16 protein-coding genes are annotated in these 20,755 nt (G+C 59.7%); 5 read left to right on the top strand and 11 right to left on the bottom strand.

What is annotated here, in order from left to right; translation table 11 throughout:
* A partial coding sequence (locus tag Q0U90_RS04895) for a pyridoxal-phosphate dependent enzyme (protein ID WP_297452303.1) occupies positions 1-488 on the bottom strand: 488 nt, incomplete at its 3' end.
* 57 nt (positions 489-545) lie between these two features.
* Positions 546-4,103, bottom strand: coding sequence for a DNA polymerase III subunit alpha (gene dnaE / locus Q0U90_RS04890; protein ID WP_297452301.1), 3,558 nt, complete (start codon positions 4,101-4,103; stop codon positions 546-548).
* Between the two features lie 259 nt (positions 4,104-4,362).
* Between dnaE and Q0U90_RS04885 the strand changes: the two genes are divergently transcribed.
* From Q0U90_RS04885 to Q0U90_RS04875, 3 genes are all read left to right on the top strand, one after another.
* Positions 4,363-4,527 (top strand): hypothetical protein, encoded by a 165-nt coding sequence (locus tag Q0U90_RS04885; RefSeq protein ID WP_297452299.1) that lies wholly within the window; start codon positions 4,363-4,365, stop codon positions 4,525-4,527.
* Between the two features lie 97 nt (positions 4,528-4,624).
* Positions 4,625-5,872: an alanine racemase gene (locus Q0U90_RS04880; protein ID WP_297452297.1), complete on the top strand. Its 1,248-nt coding sequence runs from the start codon at positions 4,625-4,627 to the stop codon at positions 5,870-5,872.
* Complete coding sequence (locus Q0U90_RS04875) at positions 5,869-7,296, top strand: D-arabinono-1,4-lactone oxidase (protein ID WP_297452295.1); 1,428 nt, start codon at positions 5,869-5,871, stop codon at positions 7,294-7,296. The genes Q0U90_RS04880 and Q0U90_RS04875 overlap by 4 nt, the downstream gene beginning before the upstream one ends.
* On the opposite strand, the gene rarD is transcribed toward Q0U90_RS04875, so the two are convergent.
* The 4 genes from rarD to lspA all read right to left on the bottom strand — a co-directional run bounded on the left by rarD (position 7,293) and on the right by lspA (position 10,640).
* On the bottom strand, positions 7,293-8,261 hold the full coding sequence (rarD, locus tag Q0U90_RS04870; protein WP_297452293.1) for an EamA family transporter RarD: 969 nt from the start codon (positions 8,259-8,261) through the stop codon (positions 7,293-7,295). The two genes, Q0U90_RS04875 and rarD, sit on opposite strands and share 4 nt — an antisense overlap.
* 107 nt (positions 8,262-8,368) lie before the next feature.
* Complete coding sequence (locus tag Q0U90_RS04865) at positions 8,369-9,094, bottom strand: hypothetical protein (protein ID WP_297452291.1); 726 nt, start codon at positions 9,092-9,094, stop codon at positions 8,369-8,371.
* On the bottom strand, positions 9,091-10,002 hold the full coding sequence (locus Q0U90_RS04860) for an RluA family pseudouridine synthase (protein ID WP_297452309.1): 912 nt from the start codon (positions 10,000-10,002) through the stop codon (positions 9,091-9,093). The genes Q0U90_RS04865 and Q0U90_RS04860 overlap by 4 nt, the downstream gene beginning before the upstream one ends.
* 68 nt (positions 10,003-10,070) lie before the next feature.
* Positions 10,071-10,640: a signal peptidase II gene (lspA, locus tag Q0U90_RS04855; RefSeq protein ID WP_297452290.1), complete on the bottom strand. Its 570-nt coding sequence runs from the start codon at positions 10,638-10,640 to the stop codon at positions 10,071-10,073.
* A gap of 91 nt (positions 10,641-10,731) precedes the next feature.
* Here lspA and Q0U90_RS04850 point away from each other — a divergent pair, with 91 nt between their 5' ends.
* A complete protein-coding gene (locus Q0U90_RS04850; protein WP_297452288.1) occupies positions 10,732-11,760 on the top strand; it encodes a hypothetical protein in 1,029 nt (342 codons plus the stop codon).
* A gap of 170 nt (positions 11,761-11,930) precedes the next feature.
* Here Q0U90_RS04850 and Q0U90_RS04845 read toward each other — a convergent pair whose 3' ends face one another.
* Positions 11,931-12,698: a hypothetical protein gene (locus tag Q0U90_RS04845; RefSeq protein WP_297452286.1), complete on the bottom strand. Its 768-nt coding sequence runs from the start codon at positions 12,696-12,698 to the stop codon at positions 11,931-11,933.
* A gap of 91 nt (positions 12,699-12,789) precedes the next feature.
* On the opposite strand from Q0U90_RS04845, the gene Q0U90_RS04840 reads away from it, so the two are divergent.
* Positions 12,790-13,794, top strand: a complete 1,005-nt coding sequence (locus tag Q0U90_RS04840; RefSeq protein ID WP_297452284.1) for an asparaginase — start codon at positions 12,790-12,792, stop codon at positions 13,792-13,794.
* Here Q0U90_RS04840 and Q0U90_RS04835 read toward each other — a convergent pair.
* From Q0U90_RS04835 to Q0U90_RS04820, 4 genes are all read right to left on the bottom strand, one after another.
* Entirely contained in the window at positions 13,791-14,456 is a 666-nt protein-coding gene (locus Q0U90_RS04835) for a DapH/DapD/GlmU-related protein (RefSeq protein ID WP_297452282.1), read from the bottom strand. The genes Q0U90_RS04840 and Q0U90_RS04835 overlap by 4 nt on opposite strands.
* Positions 14,457-14,492: 36 nt before the next feature.
* Complete coding sequence (locus tag Q0U90_RS04830) at positions 14,493-15,962, bottom strand: DNA polymerase IV (protein ID WP_297452280.1); 1,470 nt, start codon at positions 15,960-15,962, stop codon at positions 14,493-14,495.
* Positions 15,963-15,977: 15 nt separating this feature from the next.
* The gene (ileS, locus tag Q0U90_RS04825; RefSeq protein WP_297452278.1) at positions 15,978-19,238 is read right to left on the bottom strand and encodes an isoleucine--tRNA ligase; all 3,261 of its coding nucleotides are present in this window, start codon (positions 19,236-19,238) and stop codon (positions 15,978-15,980) included.
* Between the two features lie 417 nt (positions 19,239-19,655).
* The gene (locus Q0U90_RS04820) at positions 19,656-20,672 is read right to left on the bottom strand and encodes a DivIVA domain-containing protein (protein ID WP_297452276.1); all 1,017 of its coding nucleotides are present in this window, start codon (positions 20,670-20,672) and stop codon (positions 19,656-19,658) included.
* Positions 20,673-20,755 lie beyond the last annotated feature (83 nt).

Genomic DNA, 20,755 nt, shown 5'->3' with positions numbered 1-20,755 from the left:
AAGGGCTCGACCATAGTGGCGCCGGTGCGCTGCGCGTCGGCACGCGCTGCAGCGGCGGCCTCATCGAAAGAGTCACCGACGACCACAATTTCAACGGCATCGCGGCCGTGGTAAGCGATACGGTCACGCTTCTGCTTTGGCGTGGCATTGGGAACGTAGATACGCCCCTCTATACCAAGCTGACGGCAGGCATACGCCACGCCTTGAGCGTGGTTTCCCGCAGATGCCGCAACGACACCTGCGGCTCGCTCTTCGTCGGTAACCTGAACCATCGCGTTGTAGGCACCGCGAATCTTGTAGGAGCGCACATCCTGGAGGTCTTCCCGCTTGAGGAATACCTTGGCGCCAGTGATTTCGGAAAGACGTGGGCTGAACTGCAGCGGAGTAGCTGCAATCACCGAAGAAATTCGTGCCTGCGCAATCTGAATATCGGCCGCGTGGACAAGTCGGCGTTCGGGCTGGGCAGCAGGCACAGAATTCTCACTCATGAGCTAAGACTCTACTCGGTCGCACAACCGGTTGCGACAATCAGGGGTCGCGATACGCTACCCCAAAATGCTGGCACCGATTGTCGCCTTCAAGTCGCCAATCAAGCTGGCATCACGGTCAACCCGCAAGTGCTCGCCGAGAACCAAGGTGGTGTGGGAATCGCCGTCGACAAGCTTGAGGTAGACGTCCGAGTCGCCGGGGTTGTCGAGCAGTACGGATTTCAGCTTGGCAATCATCTCCGGGGTGCACTGGTCGGTGCGCATGGTCAGACGCAGCGGCGCCGACGTGGAACCATTGCGACCGAGATCCGGCAGCTTCAAGTCATCGCAGACCACACTCATGCGGTCATCGCGGTACTGGACACGGGCGCGCACAAGCACGATGGCATCTTCAGCGATGCTGGTGGCAATCATTGCGTACGTTCTCGCGAAAGCCATGACTTCCACGCGCGCGCCGTTGTGGTCCTCAATGCCGATAATCGCCCAGGGCTGACCGTTCTTATTCACACGACGGTCAACGCTGGAGATAATGCCACCGATAGTGATCTCGGTGTTGTTCGCCACTTCCCCACCGACGACCGTGGTCAGAGCCGTATCCGTCTGTGCCGCTAGCGATTCTTCGAACCCATCGAGAGGGTGGCCAGAAACATAGAGGCCCAACATCTCTCGTTCGAGCGTCAGCTCGTGCTTGCGCTCCCACTTTTCATCGGGAACGCGAATCTCGAAGATGCTCTCAGCGTCGGTTTCCTCATCTCCACCGAAGCCGGCGAACAGGTCGAACTGCCCCTTGTCCGCAGCCTTCTTCGTCGAGAGCACCGAGTCGATGGCCTCTTCGTGAATGAGCGCAAGTCCCTTTCGCGGGTGACCCAGCGAATCGAATGCACCGGCCTTAATCAGCGATTCTGTGATGCGCTTGCTGCACGGCAACGTCTCAATCTTGTCCAGGTAATCCGAGAATGAGGTGAACTTGCCCTTTTCCTCACGCGTTTTCACAATCGACGCGACCACATCGTGGCCGACGTTGCGGATAGCGCCGAGGCCAAAGCGAATATCCTCACCAACCGGCTCGAAGTCCATACCCGACTCATTGACATCCGGCGGCAACACCTTAATACCCAGGTGACGACAATCCGACAGGTAGATGGCCAGCTTATTCTTGTCATCCGCCACCGAAGTCAATAGCGCCGCCATGTACTCAGCGGTGTAGTTGGCCTTCAGGTAGGCGGTCCAGTAGGACACCAGACCGTAGCCCGCCGCGTGAGACTTATTAAAAGCGTACGAGGCGAACGGCAGAATAATGTCCCACAGTTTTTGGACGGCATCCTTGGAGAAACCATTTTCCAGCATGCCGCCTTCGAAGTTCACGAACTCCTTGGCCAGCACCTCTGGCTTCTTCTTACCCATGGCCTTACGGAAACCATCTGCTTGACCCGCGGTGTAGTTCGCCAGCTTCTGCGAGATCTTCATGATCTGCTCCTGGTACACGATTAGGCCGTGTGTTTCTTCCAGGATGTCCTTCAACTGTTCATCCAGCTCCGGGTGGATGGCGTTGTAGGGCTTGCGACCATTCTTAATGTCCGCGTAGTCGAAGTGCGCGTTCACACCCATTGGGCCTGGACGGTACAGCGCTAGCGATGCGACGATGTCATCGAATCCTGTCGGCTGCATGCGCTTGAGCAACTCACGCATGCCGCCACCATCGAGCTGGAACACACCGAGGGTGTCACCGCGTGACAGCAGCTCGTAGACCTTCGGGTCATCGGTCTCAAGGTCATCGAGCAGAATTTTCTCGTCTCGGTTGGACTTGATGTGCTCGATACAGTCACCGATCACCGTCAGGTTTCGAAGCCCCAGGAAGTCCATCTTCAACAGACCGATGGCCTCACATGCTGGGTAGTCCCAACCAGTGATAATCGCGCCGTCGGCCTGTCGCTTCCACATCGGAATGTGATCCAAGAGGGGCACCGACGCCATCACCACGGCACAGGCGTGCACGCCAGTCTGCCTAACGACGCCCTCGAGACCACGAGCCGTCTCGTAAATTCGAGCCACATCCGGGTCGGTCTCAATAAGCTGTCGGACCTCGGCAGCCTCGCCGTAGCGTGGGTGTTCGGGGTCGACGATGCCGCTCAGTGGAATATCCTTGGCCATAATCGCAGGTGGCAGCGCCTTAGTAATGCGGTCTGCAATCTGGTAGCCAGGCTGGCCAAACTGCACACGAGCCGAGTCCTTCAGAGCTTGCTTGGTCTTCACCGTACCGAAGGTGACCACCTGCGCGACCTTGTCCTCGCCCCAGCGGTCGGCCGCATAGCGAATCATTTCATCGCGACGGCGGTCGTCGAAGTCGATATCGATATCGGGTGCGGACGGACGCTCCGGGTTCAGGAATCGCTCGAAGAGGAGTCCGTGCTCAATCGGGTCAATATTGGTAATCCATGTTGCGTACGCAACCAGGGAACCAGCAGCGGAACCACGGCCTGGGCCGACCTTGATGCCTACCTCGCGGGCATGGCGAATCAGCTCCGCAACAATCAGGAAGTATGACGGGTATCCCTTACCGTCAATAACCTCAATCTCATACTCCGCGCGCCGGATGTATTCCTCCGGCACTTCTCGGCCCTCAAAGCGCTTTCGCAGCCCCTCCATCACGTTGTGATGCAGCCACGTTGTCGGGGTCTCTCCTTCCGGCACGTCGGCCTTCGGCATTCGGTCGTGCGGGTGCTCCTCCCACAGCTCGTCGTAGTCCTCTACCCGCTCCGCAATCAGCAGCGTGTTATCGCAGGCACCGGGCACCAGATGATCCCAAGTCGCGCGCATTTCCTCAGCGGACTTAATGAAGTAACCGTCACCGTCGAACTTGAAACGGTCCGGGTCATTGAGCGTCTTGCCCGTCTGCACACAGAGCATAGCCTCGTGCGCCTTGGCCTGGTCACGGGTGACATAGTGACAGTCATTCGTAACCAGCGGCGGCAGATTCAGTTTCCGCCCAATCTCCAACAGTTCACTGCGCACACGGTTCTCAATATCCAGCCCGTGGTCCATTAGCTCCAGGAAGTAGTTTTCCTTGCCGTAGATGTCCTGCCACATACCGGCGGCCTTTAGCGCCTCGTCGAACTGCCCAAGGCGCAGACGTGTCTGCACATCACCCGACGGGCAACCAGTAGTCGCAATAATGCCCTCGGCGCGTTCTGCCACCAACTCGGCATCCATACGCGGGTACTTACTAATTTGCCCCTCATACGACGCCATCGACGACAGGTAGAACAGGTTCCGCAGCCCCTGCGCATTGGCGGCCAGCATGGTCTGATGCAGGTAGGAACCACGACCCGAGACGTCATCGCGGCGCTGGTGCGGCTCACCCCACTGAATGCGCTTTTTATTAAAGCGGCTTTCCGGCGCCATGTAGGCTTCAATGCCGATAATCGGCTTGACACCCTTGGACTTCATCTGCCGATAAAACGCATTCGAGCCAAACATATTGCCGTGGTCAGTGACACCGACAGCAGGCATTCCCTGTCGCGCAACCTCGTCGGCAAGCAAATCAATCTTCGCCATGCCGTCGAGCATCGAGTACTCGGTGTGGTTATGGAGGTGCACGAAGGAGGAGTTAGCCATGAATCCAGATTGTAGACAATCCCCCGGACTGAACACGATTCCTTCGAACACTCCTGGCCAAATAGGTTTTATCCAGCGCAGCTCTTATATCAGGACAGTTATAGCTAAAGACGTGTGCAACATCACCCCGCCACTTCCTTTACTTTCCAAAACCAGTTGACAATACTCGACACCACAGTTCGTGAGGAAGCCCTCATGTTTCCTCTCGATCGTTAGCCTTTCCCGTTAATCCAAAGCCAAGAATCGAAGGAGCAACACAGTGTTCGCACCGCTTTCCGATGGACACTTCACCTACTTCCCCAAGCCGGAGCTCGACGAAGTCCTTGCCACCATCGATCGCCGTCCCATCGCCGCCGGCTACCTCATCGATGGCGATGTCATCACCTCCGACATGGACGCCGCCCGTTATAGCTGGCTGGTCTAGCTAATAACCCGCCCTAACGCACTCTGCCGGTCAAAAGTTCTAGTTTTCTTTTCTAAAACAAAGACAGTGACAGTGGACAATGATTACGTTTTAGGGCATGAAACTTTCTCGAGCTTCTGCCCCGGAGTTACCCGAGGCGCTGCCGGTACAGACGTCCCAGACAGCCCGCCCACCGCTAGCTACCGACACTCTGCTTAACTACACTTCCCTTCCTGCAGTCGTCGTCGACCTCGCGGCGGTCGAAGCCAATGCCCGCGACATGCTCCGCCGTGCAAACGGTATGCCTATCCGCGTGGCCTCGAAGTCCATCCGCATTCCGCAGCTCATCTCGCACGTCCTGGCCTTCCCTGGTTTCCAGGGCGTGCTTGCATATTCACTGGCAGAGGCACTGTATCTATTCCGAGAAGGCGTCAGCGACGACATTGTCGTCGCCTACCCGACGCTTGACGCCCGCGCTATCGCAGAGCTTGCCGACGATGATGCAGCGCGCGCTGCCATCTGCGTCATGGTTGACCGTCCCGAGCATCTGGAGGCGCTGGTGTCGTCGGCAAGCGACAATACGCCAATTCGAGTGTGCATGGATGTCGATGCCTCATTTCGTCCCCTGCCCGGCGTGCACATTGGCACGCTGCGCTCCAGCCTGTTCTCACCGAAGCAGGCGGCGACGTTTGCCAAGCAGATTGTTGCCCGGCCAGAGCTGCAGCTGGCCGGAATCATGATGTACGAGGGGCACATCGCCGGAGTGGGCGATGCCGGAAACTCTCCGCGTGCTCGGGCGATTCGCCTCATGCAAGCCGTGTCCAGGAAGGAGCTGGCGAAGCGTCGCGCCAAGGTTGTCGCGACGGTCGAGAAGGTGGCGGGGCCGCTGGAGTTTGTCAACGGCGGTGGCACGGGATCGCTGGAGTCAACGTGCGCCGAAGCCGCAGTGACCGAGGCCGCGGCAGGGTCGGGTTTCTTGGCACCAACACTGTTCGATAACTATCGCGCATTCAATCTGCGTCCGGCGTCCTGGTTTGTGCTACCGGCGACGCGGCGACCAAAGAAAGGCGTGGTCACGGTGTCCGGCGGTGGTCGAATTGCCTCTGGCCCAGCGGGAGCTGACCGCCTGCCCACCCCGTGGTATCCCACGGGTCTGCGATATGCGACGGAGGAGGGCCCTGGCGAGGTGCAAACTCCGCTGCTCGGCAAGGCTGCCGATGCGATATCGCTGGGAGAGCCCGTGTGGTTTCGCCACGCCAAGGCCGGCGAGATAGCCGAGCACGCACAAGAAGTCATTGCAGTTCGAGATGGCGACATCATCGACCACTGGTCCACGTACCGAGGAAAGGGATTGATCTTCACATGAGCCGTTCACACAACAACGCCCGCTTCACCGTCTCTACGGTTGAATCCCGCGTTCCACGTGTACGTCGACGCGCGCAGGCGAAAGCCGCCGCCAACTCCCAGTGGAACAATTGGGCTCACACTCAGTCATGCACTCCGTCCTATACGCATCAGCCGCACGATGACGAAGGTGTCATCTCAGTAATTAAGGCGGCGAAGGCCGACGGCTCTACGGTGCGCCCACTGGGAGCCGGTCATTCTTTTACGTCCGTGGCCACCACCGATGGGCATCGCATCCAGCTCGATCGCTGCTCCGGGCTGGTCGAGCTCGACGCACCTAACCAGACCGCCACCCTGCGTGCCGGCACTCGGCTGCGCGATACGCCAGGAATTCTGCGACCGCTTGGGTGGGCGCTTCCCAACCAGGGCGATGTCGACCCGCAGTCGCTGGCCGGCGCTATCTCCACCGGAACACACGGCACCGGTCTAGGGTTCACCGGCTTCGCGGGCACCGTGAAGGGATTCAAGATTGTCACCGCGGATGGCGTCGTCAGGCACTGCCACCCCGACGCGCAGGGAATCGACGGCGAGCTCTACCGCCTCGGACGACTAGGACTGGGCGTCTTCGGCGTGCTCACGGAGGTCACGATGTCTGTGGTACCGGCGTTTGATTTGCATGCCGACGAGCACCGCGAAGAGTTTGACTCCCTGCGCAAGAGCTTCGCCGAGCGCTGCAAAGAGACTGACCACCTGGAGTTTTTCTGGTTCCCGGGACAGCGCGAGACGCTGGTCAAACACAATACTCGCATCGAACCGCAGCGCCACCGCCGCCCGAGCCGCAATAGCCTAAAGCAACGCCTGGGCAGCGCGCGCACATATCTCAATGACGAAGTCGTCAACAACATGGGGCTTTTGGCGTGCTGCGAGATTGCCAAGGCCATTCCCGCCACGACGAATACGATCAACCGCATTGCCACCAACACCGTGCCAGAGCGCCGCTACTCAAATGAGGCGCACAAAGTCTTCGTGTCACCGCGCCGTGTGCGTTTTTCCGAGATGGAATACTCAATCCCGCTCGAAGCCGCTTCCGATGTCCTCGGGGAGATTCGCGACGCAATTGCCCGCAAGAGAATGAAGATTTCCTTCCCCATCGAGGTGCGCTCCGCCAAGGCCGACGATGTCGCTCTGTCCACGGCGTACGGTCGCGACAGCGCCTACATCGCCATCCACCGCTACTGGAAGGAAAACTACCGGGAGTACTTCAACCTCATTGAGCCAATCTTCAAGGCCCATGAGGGGCGCCCGCACTGGGGCAAATTGCACACGCTCCGCGCGGAGGATTTTGCGCAGCGCTACCCGCTCTTCGGCGAGGTCCAGGCGCTGCGCGAAAAAGTCGATCCGCAGGGAATCTTCCTCAACGAGCACCTGCGCGACCTTTTCTGCTAATTATCTGCAGGCTTTACGACGTCCCGGGCAACCGCCCCATCCGTCTCGTCGGCAACATCGTCGGAAACCGCGGCCGGCTCAATGCCGGCCTTACGGAGTTCTCGGCGAACTCGACGTTGACGGCGCATCTTCAGGATGAGGTCGCAGATGAACAGCGCGACGGCGCCCCAGATAATAAAGAACCCAATCCAGCGCTCCGGTTCGAGCTGCTCGCCGAGCACGGTAGTCGCCAGGGTGATTTGGAGAACCGGCGTGATGTACTGCATCAGGCCCAAAGTGGCCAGTGGTAGGCGCTTGGCACCTTCACCGAAGAGCAACAGCGGGATGGCGGTAGCAACACCGGCGCTCATCATGAGCAGCGTGTGGCCGGTTCCTTCAGACGTAAAGGTGCTCTGTCCGGTGGAGCTCAACCAGAGGATGTAAGCCAACGCAATCGGTGTGATTACGGCGGACTCGGCAGTTAGCGACGCCGCGGAGGAAAGAGACACCCGCTTCTTCATCAGGCCGTAGAACCCAAAGCTAAAGGCCAGCGCCAGCGCGCCCACCGGCGGATAGCCCACACCGATGGTGAGAACAATGACCGCAATGGTGGCCAAGACTACACTGCCGAGCTGCAACCGCGAGAGACTCTCACGGAAGAAAATCATCGCCAGCACCACGCTGACCAGCGGGTTAATGAAGTAACCGAGTGCGGCCTCCGCCACCTGCCCATTGTTGACCAGGTAGACGTACACGCCCCAGTTCACGGAAATCAACAATGCGGCAACGAAAATGGTGCCCCATGTCTTAGCACTTGCGGCCTTCAGCTCTGGCCATGCGCGCATGAAGCTGAGGGCGATAACCATAAAGACAAGGGTCCAGACGAATCGGTGTGCCAGGATTTCCACGGCTCCCGCTGGCTCTAGCAGCGGGAAGTACAACGGAAATAGCGACCACAAGAGGTACGCACCGAATGCCTGAATCACTGTTGACTTACTCCTTTGCGTTCTCGTTGAAACTGACTGAATGCAGACGGTTGAGTGCTAGCCGCTTAATCCTAACCGCTCGGCCCTGGCCACTCAGGTTTGGCCAGTTAGTTCTGGCTCAGGCCCGGCGCATACAGCGCCTCTTTGTCTGTAAAACCAGTGCTCAGTATCGGGCGGATTCCGAAACGCCCCCGTGCCGCATCTGACGGCAGTGCCTCAATGGCCTTCACATCTGTAAGCTTCTTGACATCCATCAACGTCTCAGCGTCACCGTAGACCAGTAGACCGTTGAAGCCGAGTCGCTCGTCGTCAATCGCGACATCCGCATAGGCCGCAGCCAACTCCAACTGATCTTGTAGTAGCTTTTCCTCATCGGCCTCTTTACTCGGCTGCGGCAAATGTCGAGTACTCACGCCACCGATAATCGCGGTTGATACCCGCAGGCTAGGTACTTTTTCATACACCTGAGCCGCTTCGTTCGCGTTGAGCAACCGGTCAAAAGTCACCATTGCCCAGAACTTCGGGTCCTCCACTATTGGTTGACCATGCTCGAGCCTATCCGACTCCTTCTTCATGTCCTCGAGCGACTCGTCGGCACGTGCCACGTACTGATCGACCGCTTCCCACGGCTCCGGGCCGAGCGTATCGCCGTTAAGATTTTGTGGTTTGCTCACACGGTCAGAGGTCGACGCGATAGCCAGGACAATTGCCAAACTGACAACACAAATCCCTGAGATTAGTGCCATGACTGGCGAAATACTGCCATCGCCAGTGCTTTTCGCACGGGTGTCACGGCGCTGCGGATTCGTAGACCCTGATGATGCTTGCGTCATGCACCCTGCCTCAAAACTTCCAAAGCGTGATTCAAATCGTCTGGGTATGGACATTCGATTTCCATCCAGCGGCCATCTGCCGGATGGTGGAATCCAAGGGAGACCGCATGGAGCCACTGGCGATTGAGCCCCAACCGCTTAGACAGTGCCGGATCTGAGCCGTACATGGGATCGCCACAGCACGGGTGATTGAGCGCGGAGAAATGCACGCGAATCTGATGCGTGCGTCCGGTCTCGAGGTTCACCTTCAGCAGTGTTGCCGGGGCGAAAGCCTCCAAAGTTTCGTAGTGTGTCACCGCATTCTTGCCATCCTGGCGGACCGCGAAGCGCCAACCTGCCGAGGGATGACGGCCAATCGGCGCATCAATCGTGCCCGACAATGGATCCGGATGTCCCTGCACAAGGGCGTGGTAGGTTTTCGAGACCTCACGATTTTTAAAAGCTCGCTTGAGCACGGAGTAGCCGCGCTCGGAGCAGGCGACAACCATCACCCCTGAGGTACCGACATCCAGACGATGCACAATGCCCTTGCGCTCTGGCGGACCGGAGGTGGAAATGCGGAACCCGGCAGCTGCCAGCCCGCCGATAACAGTTGGTCCTTCCCAACCGACCGACGGATGCGCAGCCACCCCGACAGGCTTGTGCACAGCTACCAAATCGGAATCGTGATAGAGCACGTCCATACCCTCGACGAGTTCCTCTTTGGGCACCAATGGCTTCTCCACCGGCGGCAGCAGCACCGAGAGAAAAGCATTTTCTTCCAGTCGGTCGGACTTGCCAACACTCACGCCATCGACCGTGATGTCCCCCGCTGCTGCCAGGTCAGCCACCGCTGTCCGCGAGAGCCCCAGTAGTTTAGCCACGCCTGCATCGACGCGCATACCAGCCAAGCCAGGTGGGACCGGCATCTGTCGGGTTTCTCGGTCTGGCTGTTGTACTCCTCCGAGCGCTGCATTTGCGTTCACTGCGTTATCGGTCACTGCTGTCCTCCCTCCGCTGCCTGGTTCTGATGCTTGTGAGCAGATTTCTTCTCCGCTGCGATCTGATCGGCGAAGAGATCCGGCTCCTTGGAAAAAATCATCCAGATAACGAGGATAATAACGCCCACGGTTATCGCGGAGTCCGCAATATTAAATACGGCAAAACCCTTCACCGACAGGAAATCAACGACGTGGCCGACATAAAAGCCAGGTTCCCGAAATAGCCTGTCAATGAGGTTGCCCAGCGCACCACCGGCGATGAGCCCTGCAGCGGTCGCCGATACCGGACTGCGCAGCCAATTCGAAAAGTACATCACAGCCAGGATGTAAACCAGCTGCAACGTGGTAAAAACCCAGGTGGCGTTCGTGCCGAAGGAGAAGGCCGCACCAGGGTTAAAAACGAGCCGCAATTCAAAGAGATCACCAATGACCTGCACCGCAGGGCGACCATCGAGAGTTTTCAAAGCGATAATCTTGGTCAGCTGATCGATAATCGCAACTGACACAATAACCGCCGCGAGAATCCCCCGCCGCGGGAAATATGTCCTCGTTTCCTTCTTAGTCACTGTCCCATAATGACCTAACAAACCCATATTCAGCCAACTGACACCGCCCGGGGTGGTTCCTATCCACCACGAAACCGGTACGCTAACCGGTGTGACTCGACGTTTCCAATCCCAGTTTGTTCCGTCCCCTTCCGCTTTACGACGTCCAGGAGACCCCACCTCCCCGTGGTTCCGTCGACCTTGCTCTCGCGACCGAGCTGGTCACACCAAGCGTGGCCTGGCGGCAAGGTTCGGCACCGCAGTTGTTGCCGCTAGCACTGTGATGTCGCTGGCCGCGTGCTCGTCGGAAAGCGCGGTGGAGACGCAGCCTGTCGATATCGCTAGCCCCAAGGTTGAGCTGACCAATGCTGGTAGCGGTGAGCTGGCGAGCGTGCGCTGGAAGGACGACGGTGCCGAGCAGGAGTCGACTGTGGCAGTCACGCAGGGCTTCGCACAACGAGGTGGGAACGCCGACAGCGACCAGACTTTCCCGGACACGCGACTGGAGATTCCCCTGACCAGTACTGTTACTAGCGATAACGACACCCGAGTGGTGACTTCCGAGGTGGGTGAGCCCCACGGCTCCAACGATGAGCTCAACGAGGATATCGCTACCGCGCGGGGATTCATCTCTGACTCATCGACTACGCCTGCGGGCGAGGTCAAGGGACTGAAGCTGGGCGCGCCGGAGAAGGCGACCGACACCGCTCGAGCCGGCGTAGAGATGGCCTTGCAGCAGCTGCATTCAGTGCCGATTATTTTCCCCACCGAGGACATCGGCACCGATGCAACTTGGACAGTAGAAAGCGAAGTCGAGGGTCAAACCACGATGACGCAGAAGGTGACCTATACCCTGCTGAGCCGGGAGGGCGACATTGTTAATTTGAAGGTCGATGTCAAGCAGGTGCCGACCGTCACTGAGCTGGACACCGGTGGCGACGGTGCACTGAAGGTTGTTGAATCGACGACTGAGATGCTCGCTGATCGCGTAACCATCGACCTGACCAAGCCCCTGCCGGTGAAGGGCAACATCGACTTTGTTACCTCCGTGACCTACGGGGATGGCAGCTCCGATGTGCGTATCACGCAGCAGACCCATCGTGGGCTGGAGTTTAAGGACGGCAGCGGGTCGAAGAAGTAGATCGCGAAGAACATCTGGGGTCCTCGCAAGGTTAGAAGATAAGAAAGTGACCTAGTTTATAGCACTTTTCTGCCCAAAATATGGGCGGAACTGCCATGAACTAGGTCACTTTCTATTGCGTAGCCAGTGCACCCGACCGGGCTAGGCTGTGATGCCTGGTCCGATGGCGGCTAAGCCGGCGATGGTGGCGGAGGCGGAGGCGGCGCGTCCTCGGCCGGAGCCGGCGGTGGCGGCGGTGGAGGCGGAACCTCCTCAGCCGGTGGCGGAGGTGGCGGTGGCGGAACCTCCTCAGCCGGTGGTTCAGGAGGCGGAGCCGGTGCTGGTTCCTCAACCGGGGCCGGGGCTTCCTCAACAGGCGCTTCTTCCTCCGGCGGCGGAGGTGGCGGCGGAGTCTCGCCCGGCGCGAGACAGAACCCAGGCTTGTGCTCTGGGTCAAGTGTCGATGCCAGGTTGCAAGCCCATTCCTTGCTCAGCATCCAACGCCCATCTCGGTAAATGAAGTCCACCTGTTCCACCAGCATCGGTTCTTCCGCTGGGCGGAGGATATTGACGCCGGCGACAGCTGCCTTTGTGGAAAAACCAGGAGTAATGGGATCAATCACATCGAAGCTGATTTCCTGCTTCGCGGCGCTATCTGTAACTAGGTCGAAGAAATCACCGGCCTTATCGCCGTCCTCGATGGTCAGAGCCTTTTCCTCGATTGGTAAATCGGGATTAATCAGGCGTGCGAGGACGTCGTTAAGCTCTGTGCGAGTCGGCAGCATGATGACGGGTTCAGCCGACGTAGACGTTTTCGACTCGGTTGTCGGTGCCGCCGAATCGCCGCCACCGCAGGCTGCGAGCCCGAGTGCGCTGACGGAGATCATCGTCGCTACTGTCACACCGCGCGCTGTGCGCCAGCGAGGGCCGCTGATGCGCTGGTTGCAGGAGACTCTCATAGTTGCACTACTCCAATAGAATCTGCGTGAAGATTCGCTGGCTTCACTCTTTCTATAATCCTACACAAGGCCAAAACATCGCCTGGGTAAGATGGTGGACATGTCGACACAGGATTCCACCACACCGCACTCAGCCCCAGCCAGCTCATCCACCACTGGGACCACGGCCAGCCCTCGCCGAATCGTTGTCATCACCACTGGCGGCACCATCGCCTGCACCACTGACCGAAACGGTGCGCTGACTCCCACTATTTCGGGCGCGGAGCTCGTCGCGGCGGTCGCGCAGCGTTACCCCGAGGGCATGGTGGAGCTGGAAGTCCGTGAGCTCGGCGCGCTGGATTCGTCGAGTCTCACACTCCGTGATGTCGACGACATTCTCGCCGCAATTCACGAGGCGCTTGACGACGACTCCGTGGACGGTGTCGTCGTCACTCATGGCACGGACACGATGGAGGAAACGGCCATGGCTGCCGATATTTTCCATGCTGACTCGCGTCCTGTTGTCTTTACTGGTGCACAACTTCCTTACGACCATCCCGAAACCGACGGCCCCGGCAACCTCTTTGAGGCCGTGACCATTGCTTCCGATGCCTCTGCGCAGGGAATTGGCGTTCTTATTGTGTTTGGTCACGCCGTCCTACCTGTGCGCGGAGCGACGAAATGGCACACCACCGATCCCCTGGCTTTTGCTACTAATGCCCCGGAGGAGCCGGTTCGACCGGAGCCACTACCTCTGACGGCTTTAGAGAACTCGAAGGTAGAAATTGTCCCCGCGTACTTAGGTGCAGATGGATCGCTGCTGGACGCAGCAGTCGCCGCCGGTGCGCGCGGCATTATCGTAGAAGGCCTGGGAGCGGGCAATGTCTCCGATTCGTTTGCCGCCGCCATCGACCGGGCTATTGCCGCTGATGTGCCCGTCGTGATGGCAACTCGCGTGCCGCGTGGTGATGTCCACGCCAGCTACGGCGGTGCCGGCGGTGGTGCGACACTGGCTCGGCACGGTGTGATTAATGCTGGTTGCGTGCACGCACCGCAGGCGCGCATCATTCTCGCGGCGGCGTTGGCCGCGAATGTGCATCCGCAGACGCTGTTCTAATCCGCGTCGATAATGCGGATAATCTTTGCCGGGTTGCCCGCCACGACTACGCCCTCGGGAACGTCCTTAGTCACCACGGCACCTGCGGCGACCACGGAATTGTCGCCGACGTGTACACCGCCCAGGATGATGGCGCCGCCACCAATCCAGGCGTTGCGGCCGATGATGATTTCATCTCCAGACTCCAGGTAAGCGGAGCGGGCCTCGGCACCTAGCGGGTGCACTGGCGGTAGCAGCTGCACATTGGGGCCGAGCTGCGCGTAGTCGCAAATTGTCACCTTCACCACGTCGAGTGCGGTGAGTCCAAAGTTGATGAAAACATTGTTGCCAATGTGGACGTTGTCGCCGTAGTCGAGGTAGACCGGCGGGCGGACGGTACTGTTGTCTCCAAAAGAGCCCAAAACAGGCGCCAGCACCTGTTGCGCTGCCTGCTGGTCCTCGTGAAATGTTTTCTCAAACTCAGCCGCAACCTGCCCAATCCGCGCATTCAGAGCCTGCGACTCCGGATGATCGGCGATATACCACTGCCCCGCCAGCATCCGTTGCCGATTGTCCAAACCGTCGTCGGGAAGAGTGGTCGACGGATTCGGATCTCGATCTGCGTTGCGCAGCGAGGGGCGGCGGGCTGCCTCGAGCTCTGCAATCCGGGATTCGGTAGTCATAGAGTCCTAGTCTACGGACAGATCAGCAGCCTCGAATTAAACCGCATCCGCGTCGGGGCCGTCATCGTCTTCGCTTTCGCGCTCAGGTTGCGGCAAGTCAAGTGCAGCTTCTTCATCGGAAGCCAACCACTCTGGCCAGTCCAGGCTGCATACCGCGGAGCACGGACGCAGTTCCGAGTCGTCCTCCTTCAGAGTGATCATGCGCCCAGGCCCGCTGGTGCGGCTTTCAAAACGGACGGTCACAATCCCATGCCCGGATCCCTGCACCCAACCATGGCCATACTCGCTGTGGTGAACATCCGAGGTGGGTACCCATTTAGAGTCGGACAGCCGAACAGTCGGCAGCGCACCAGTTCCAGATAGCTCGACGAGGCCGGCGGGAGCGTCGGAAAGCGCAGGTGCCGGTACCCGATCTTCGACGGTGATAGTGCGGTCGAGTTCGGGAAACAGCACCTCTTGCAGGTGCGAATCTAAACCGGAGAAACCAACGCCAACCAAACGCACCGGTCCAATCTCCGCGGGTGTGAACGCGATGCGATGGGCGACGGCCATAAGGGTGTCGAAGTCCTGTGTGGCGTAGGCGAGTGTCTCGGACCGGGTATGGATACTCAAGTCCGACAGACGCACCTTGCACGTGATAGTGCGCGCACCACGGCCATCTTTCTTGAGCCGTCGAAAAGCGGACTCACCTGCGCGATCGACGGCGGCGTGGAGCTGGGCCTGCGACTCCAGATCCTCAGGATAGGTGTACTCCGCCGATACAGACTTGGCGACATCGCGCTCCTTGACCGGCCGGTCATCTCTCCCCTGCGCCAGCTGCCACAGCATCACACCGGTCTTGGATGTCAGCGATACCTCGACATCGCGCTGGGACATGGCGGCGAAATCTCCGATTGTCTCCACGCCCATCATGTGCAGCTTCGCAGCGGTGACAGGGCCAATGCCCCAGAGCTTCTCCACCGGCAACGGGTGCAACAGTTCGTGGTTGCGTGCGGGATCCAGCACGTACACGCCATCGGGTTTCGCCAGGCCGGACGCAATTTTCGCGTACTGCTTGCCCGCGCCCGCGCCTATCGACGAGGCCAAACCGGTCTCCCGCCGAATATCTGTCCGCAGTTGCTCCGCCCAGGCAATAACCTCCTCCATAGAGGCCCCCTGCAGCTCTTCGGGTTCCATGAAAGCCTCATCGACGCTGAGTTGTTCGACCACGGGCACGCGCTCGCGAATGACAGAGAACACGCGACGCGATACCGGCCCGTAAATGCCTTTGCGTGCGCTGACTGTCACTGCGGTCGGTGGCATGAGCCGGCGCGCCCGGGCCATCGGCATGGCCGAGTGGGCTCCATACACGCGGGCTTCATAGGAGGCACCAGCGACGACACCTCGACCGCCCAGTCCGCCGACGAGAACCGGTCGCCCGCGCAGAGTCGGGCGGGTGAGCTGCTCGACGGACGCGAAGAAGGCGTCCATGTCGATGTGCAGAACCCACCGCCCTGATGTCGGCATTGAGATTACTCTCCCCTACTGCTTGGCAATGTCCGCCGAGCAGCCGTCCGCCACGTCGTAGCGCAGCGATTCTCCACCAGCGACGACCTCGAAAGCAGTCGCGAGAACCTCACGGGCGATAAGGTCGGCGTGGCGGTTGGCCCACTCCTCGCGCTCGGCCGGCACCTGCAGCTTCACCGAAATGCGGTCGGTGACCTCGAGGCCAGCGTTCTTGCGGGCATCCTGGAGACCACGGATGCGGTCAGCTGCCCAGCCGCGGGACTCCAAATCCTCGTCGAGTTCGGTGTCGAGCACGACCAGTCCGTTGACGCCGTCGACCTCAGCGGTGGAGTCCGGCGAGATAGCTACCAGGTTGCGGGTGTACTCGCCCTCCTGCAGCGGAATGCCATCGGCCACGACCGCGCCGTCGACAACTTCGTAGTTGCCGGACTTCACAGCCTTGATGACCTTCTGGACGTCCTTGCCCAGGCGAGGGCCGGCTACTCGGGCGTTGACGGAAACCTCGAAGCGCCCCACCGAATCGACGTCAGAGGTGAACTCCACCTCGTCGACGTTGACCTCGGAGGAGACGATGTCGGTGTACTCACGCAGACGCTCGGCATCCGGGAATGCCATCGTCAGCTTCTTCAGCGGCAGACGGTTGCGCAGCTGGTTGGCCTTACGGATACGCGACGTTGCCGAGCAGACATTGCGGACGATGTCCATGGACTCCACGAGCTCGTCATCGGTCGGCAGCTTATCGACGTCCGGCCAATCCTCCAGGTGCACCGAGCGGCCGCCGGTGAGCGAACGCCAGATGACCTCGGTAGCCATCGGCAGCAGCGGAGCTGCGACGCGAGTGAGAACCTCCAGCACCGTGTACAGGGTGTTGAATGCCTCTGGGTGCTTTACGTCGCCGGCCCAGAAACGGTCACGGGAGCGACGCACGTACCAGTTGGTCAGTGCGTCACAGAACTGACGGACCTCGTCGGTGGCGGCAGCAATGTCGGTGTTGTCCAGGCACTCTGTGACAGCACGGACGGTCGCTGCGAGTTTGGCCAGGATGTACTTGTCCAGGATGTTGTCCGAGTCCACCGACCACTCGGCCGGCTTGGAGGCGTAGAGCTGCAGGAACGAGTATGCGTTCCACATCGGCAGCAGTGCCTGGCGTACGCCCTCGCGGATGCCCTGCTCGGTGACGATCAGGTTGCCGCCGCGCAGAATCGGGCTGGACATGAGGAACCAGCGCATGGCGTCGGAGCCGTCGCGGTCGAAGACCTCGTTGACGTCCGGGTAGTTGCGCTTGGACTTACTCATCTTGTTGCCGTCATCACCCAGCACGATGCCGTGGGCGACGACCTTCTTGAACGCCGGGCGGTCGAACAGTGCCACCGACAGGACGTGGAGCAGGTAGAACCAGCCGCGGGACTGGCCGATGTACTCCACAATGAAGTCGGCCGGTGCGTGGGACTCGAACCACTCCTTGTTCTCAAACGGGTAGTGGAACTGCGCAAACGGCATGGAACCGGAGTCGAACCAGACATCCAGGACGTCTGGGACACGGCGCATCATGGACTTACCGGTCGGGTCATCCGGGTTCGGGCGAACGAGCTCGTCAATCTCCGGGCGGTGCAGCGTGGTCGGGCGAACGCCGAAGTCCGCCTCCAGCTCGTCGAGGGAACCGTAGACGTCGACACGCGGGTACTCGTCGTTGTCGGAGACCCATACCGGAATCGGTGAACCCCAGTAGCGGGTGCGGGAGATGTTCCAGTCGCGTGCGCCTTCGAGCCACTTGCCGAACTGTCCGTCGCGGACGTGCTCCGGCATCCACTCGATCTGGTCGTGGTTGAGCTCCACCATGCGCTCGCGGATCTTGGTCACAGACACAAACCAGCTCGGCAGCGCCATGTAGATCAGCGGCTCGCCCGAACGCCAGGAGTGCGGGTAGGAGTGTTCGATGGTGCGGTGCTGGATGACGCGGCCAGCGGCCTTCAGGTCACGGATGATGTCCTTGTTAGCGTCGAAGACCAGCTTGCCCTGGTATTCCGGCACCTGAGAGGTGAACTTGCCGTCCATGTCCACCGGAATGATGACATCAATGCCATATTCGTTACAGGTGTTCATATCGTCTTCACCGAAGGCCGGGGCCTGGTGGACGACACCGGTGCCGTCCTCGGTGGTGACGTAGTCGGCGACCATGATTTGGAAAGCGTTCGGGTGATCTGCGAAATAGTCGAAGATCGGCTGGTAGGTCAGGCCTTCCAGGTCAGCGCCAGTGAAGGTGGCTACGACCTCGTGTTCCTTGCCCAACTCCTTGGCGTAGGCACCAATCAGCGCCTCTGCCAGCAGGAAGTTCTTGCCCGCAAACTCCGGCACAGAAGAGTCCTCGCCGACCTTAACTACGGAGTAAGTGACCTTCGGGTTCACAGCGAGACCGAGGTTGGACGGCAGTGTCCACGGCGTGGTGGTCCAGGCGATAGCCGAGGTGTCAGCGAGCACCGGGTTATCCGCCAGGGTCTTCTCCGCTGCGGAACCGGACTTGGCACCGGTGAACGGGAAGGTGACGGTCAGGGTCGGGTCCTGGCGCATCTTGTAGGAGTCATCCAGGCGGGTCTCCTGGTTGGACAGCGGAGTGTGCTCAGCCCAGGAATACGGCAGCACGCGGAATCCCTGGTAGACCAGGCCCTTGTTGTAGAGTTCCTTGAAAGCCCAGATCACGGACTCCATGTAACTCATGTCCATGGTCTTGTAGCCGCCGTCGAAATCAACCCAGCGCGCTTGACGAGTGACATATTCCTTCCACTCGCCGGCATACCGCAGTACTGACTCAGCGCAGTACTTGTTGAAGTTTGCCAGACCCATTTCCTCAATCTGGCCCTTGTCCTTAATACCGAGCTGCTTCTCCGCCTCCAACTCGGCCGGCAGCCCGTGGCAGTCCCAACCAAAGACACGGCCAACCTGGTAACCACGCATGGTCTTGTAACGCGGGACAATGTCCTTGACGTAACCGGTCAGCAGGTGGCCGTAGTGCGGCAGACCGTTAGCGAACGGCGGGCCATCATAAAAAACGTACTCGTCAGCACCTTCGCGCTGATCAATCGAGGCCTGGAAAGTATTGTCCTTGCCCCAGTACTCCAGAACCTTTTCTTCGAGTTCCGGGAACTTCGGGCTCGAGGTGTACTTGCCAAAGTCAGCGGTGCGTGGGTACGCGCCACCTGCCGGAGTGGCCTCAGCAGAGGCGTTTACTTCGTTCGAATTAGTCACCGTTTTTACGTCACTTCCGTGGTCGAACATCATCAATACTCACCACGGGGACGCGTGCCCTGGCTTCAGCGATTCAGTGTGATGCTGAAGAGAAGTCTCGCGCGGTACCACCCCGCTTGGCATCACGCTTTACAACGGCCCCAGCGAACAGAGACCATGCGTCTGGGCGTGATAGCCCGCTTATTTAATAAGGCTTAGTAACGGTGCCAAACCGTTCGGTTCTACTGAGCCCAGTTTTCGACTGGACTGTTCTTCCGAAACGCTCCCCGGAGATGGCCGGCTCATTGCGCGTAATGCAGTCAGTATAGCAGTGTCACAGCCAACTGCTACAACCTCGGACCGAACTGAGCCTGCTGACGGTTATCGGGTCAAGAAAAGCGAAACCACCGCACCCGACCTTTCCCTAATGGGTGGTTGAGTTCGGTGGCTACGTGCGTGCTGGCTACGGAACTAGTTGTTGTAGCCGTCGGCCGGGGCAGCCGATTCGCGCGAGTTCAGGTCGTCCAGCTGGGACTCCAGGAAGGTCTTCAGGCGAGTACGGTACTCGCGCTCGAAGATGTGGAGCTCTTCGATACGACCCTCCAGAGCGGTCTGCTGCTCCTTGACGGTGGTCATAATTTCTTGGTGCTTGCGCTCTGCGTCCTCCTGCAGGGCGGTGGCCTTCTGCTGTGCAGCCGTGATGGTTGCGCTGGAGCGAGCATCTGCGTCGCTAATCATCTGCTCACTGCGCTGGTGTGCGTCAGTAAGGGTCGTCTCAGACTCATTACGGGCGTCCGCCAACATCTGCTCGCTGCGCTCCTTGGCATCAGCCAGGGTTGCCTCAGCCTCATTGCGGGCGTTGGTGACGGTGCGCTCGGCCTCTGCGTTGGCCTCAGCCACGGTGCGATCTGCGTTTTCACGAGCGTCAGTGACCAGCTTGTTGGCCTCAGCGTTAGCGTCAGCGGTGACGCGGTCTGCGGTGTCCTGAGCGGCCTGCAGGATGCGAGCAGCGCGGAGGCTGACTTCCTGAGACTCAGTGTTGGCGCTTGCAGCAGCAGCTGCGGCCTGCGGCTGCTCCGAGGATGCAGCAGAAGCCTGCTGAGCAGCAGCCTCAGCCTCAGAAGCGCGCTTCTCCAGGGCGTCCAGGCGCTCCTGGTAGTGGGCTTCAATCTCCTGCTGCTGAGCGTTCAGACGCTCGTTGTACTCAGCGCGCAGCTGCTGTTCAATCTCATTGCGCAGCTGGCCCTCATCGACTGCCGGCGCGGCAGCGACAGAATCAGAAGCAGCGTGGTCTGTGCCACCCTGCTCCAGCTGACCTTCGAGGTCCTCTACGCGCTGGCGCAGCTCAGCGTTTTCATCCTGGAGCTCACCCAGCGCGTCCTCCACAAGGTCGAGGAACTGATCGACCTCATCCTCGTTGTAACCACGCTTGCCAATCGGAGGCTTGCTGAAAGCCACGTTATGCACATCAGCCGGAGTCAACGGCATGGTGAGTTCCCCTAACACTTTGAGCGGACAGTTCTTAAGAATTCTTAAGAGAATTATTTCCAGTAGTACTGTTTACCCGGCTA

Source organism: uncultured Corynebacterium sp. (genome assembly GCF_946998835.1).
Taxonomy (GTDB): Bacteria; Actinomycetota; Actinomycetes; order Mycobacteriales; family Mycobacteriaceae; genus Corynebacterium.
This window is presented reverse-complemented; position numbering and strand designations above follow the sequence as displayed.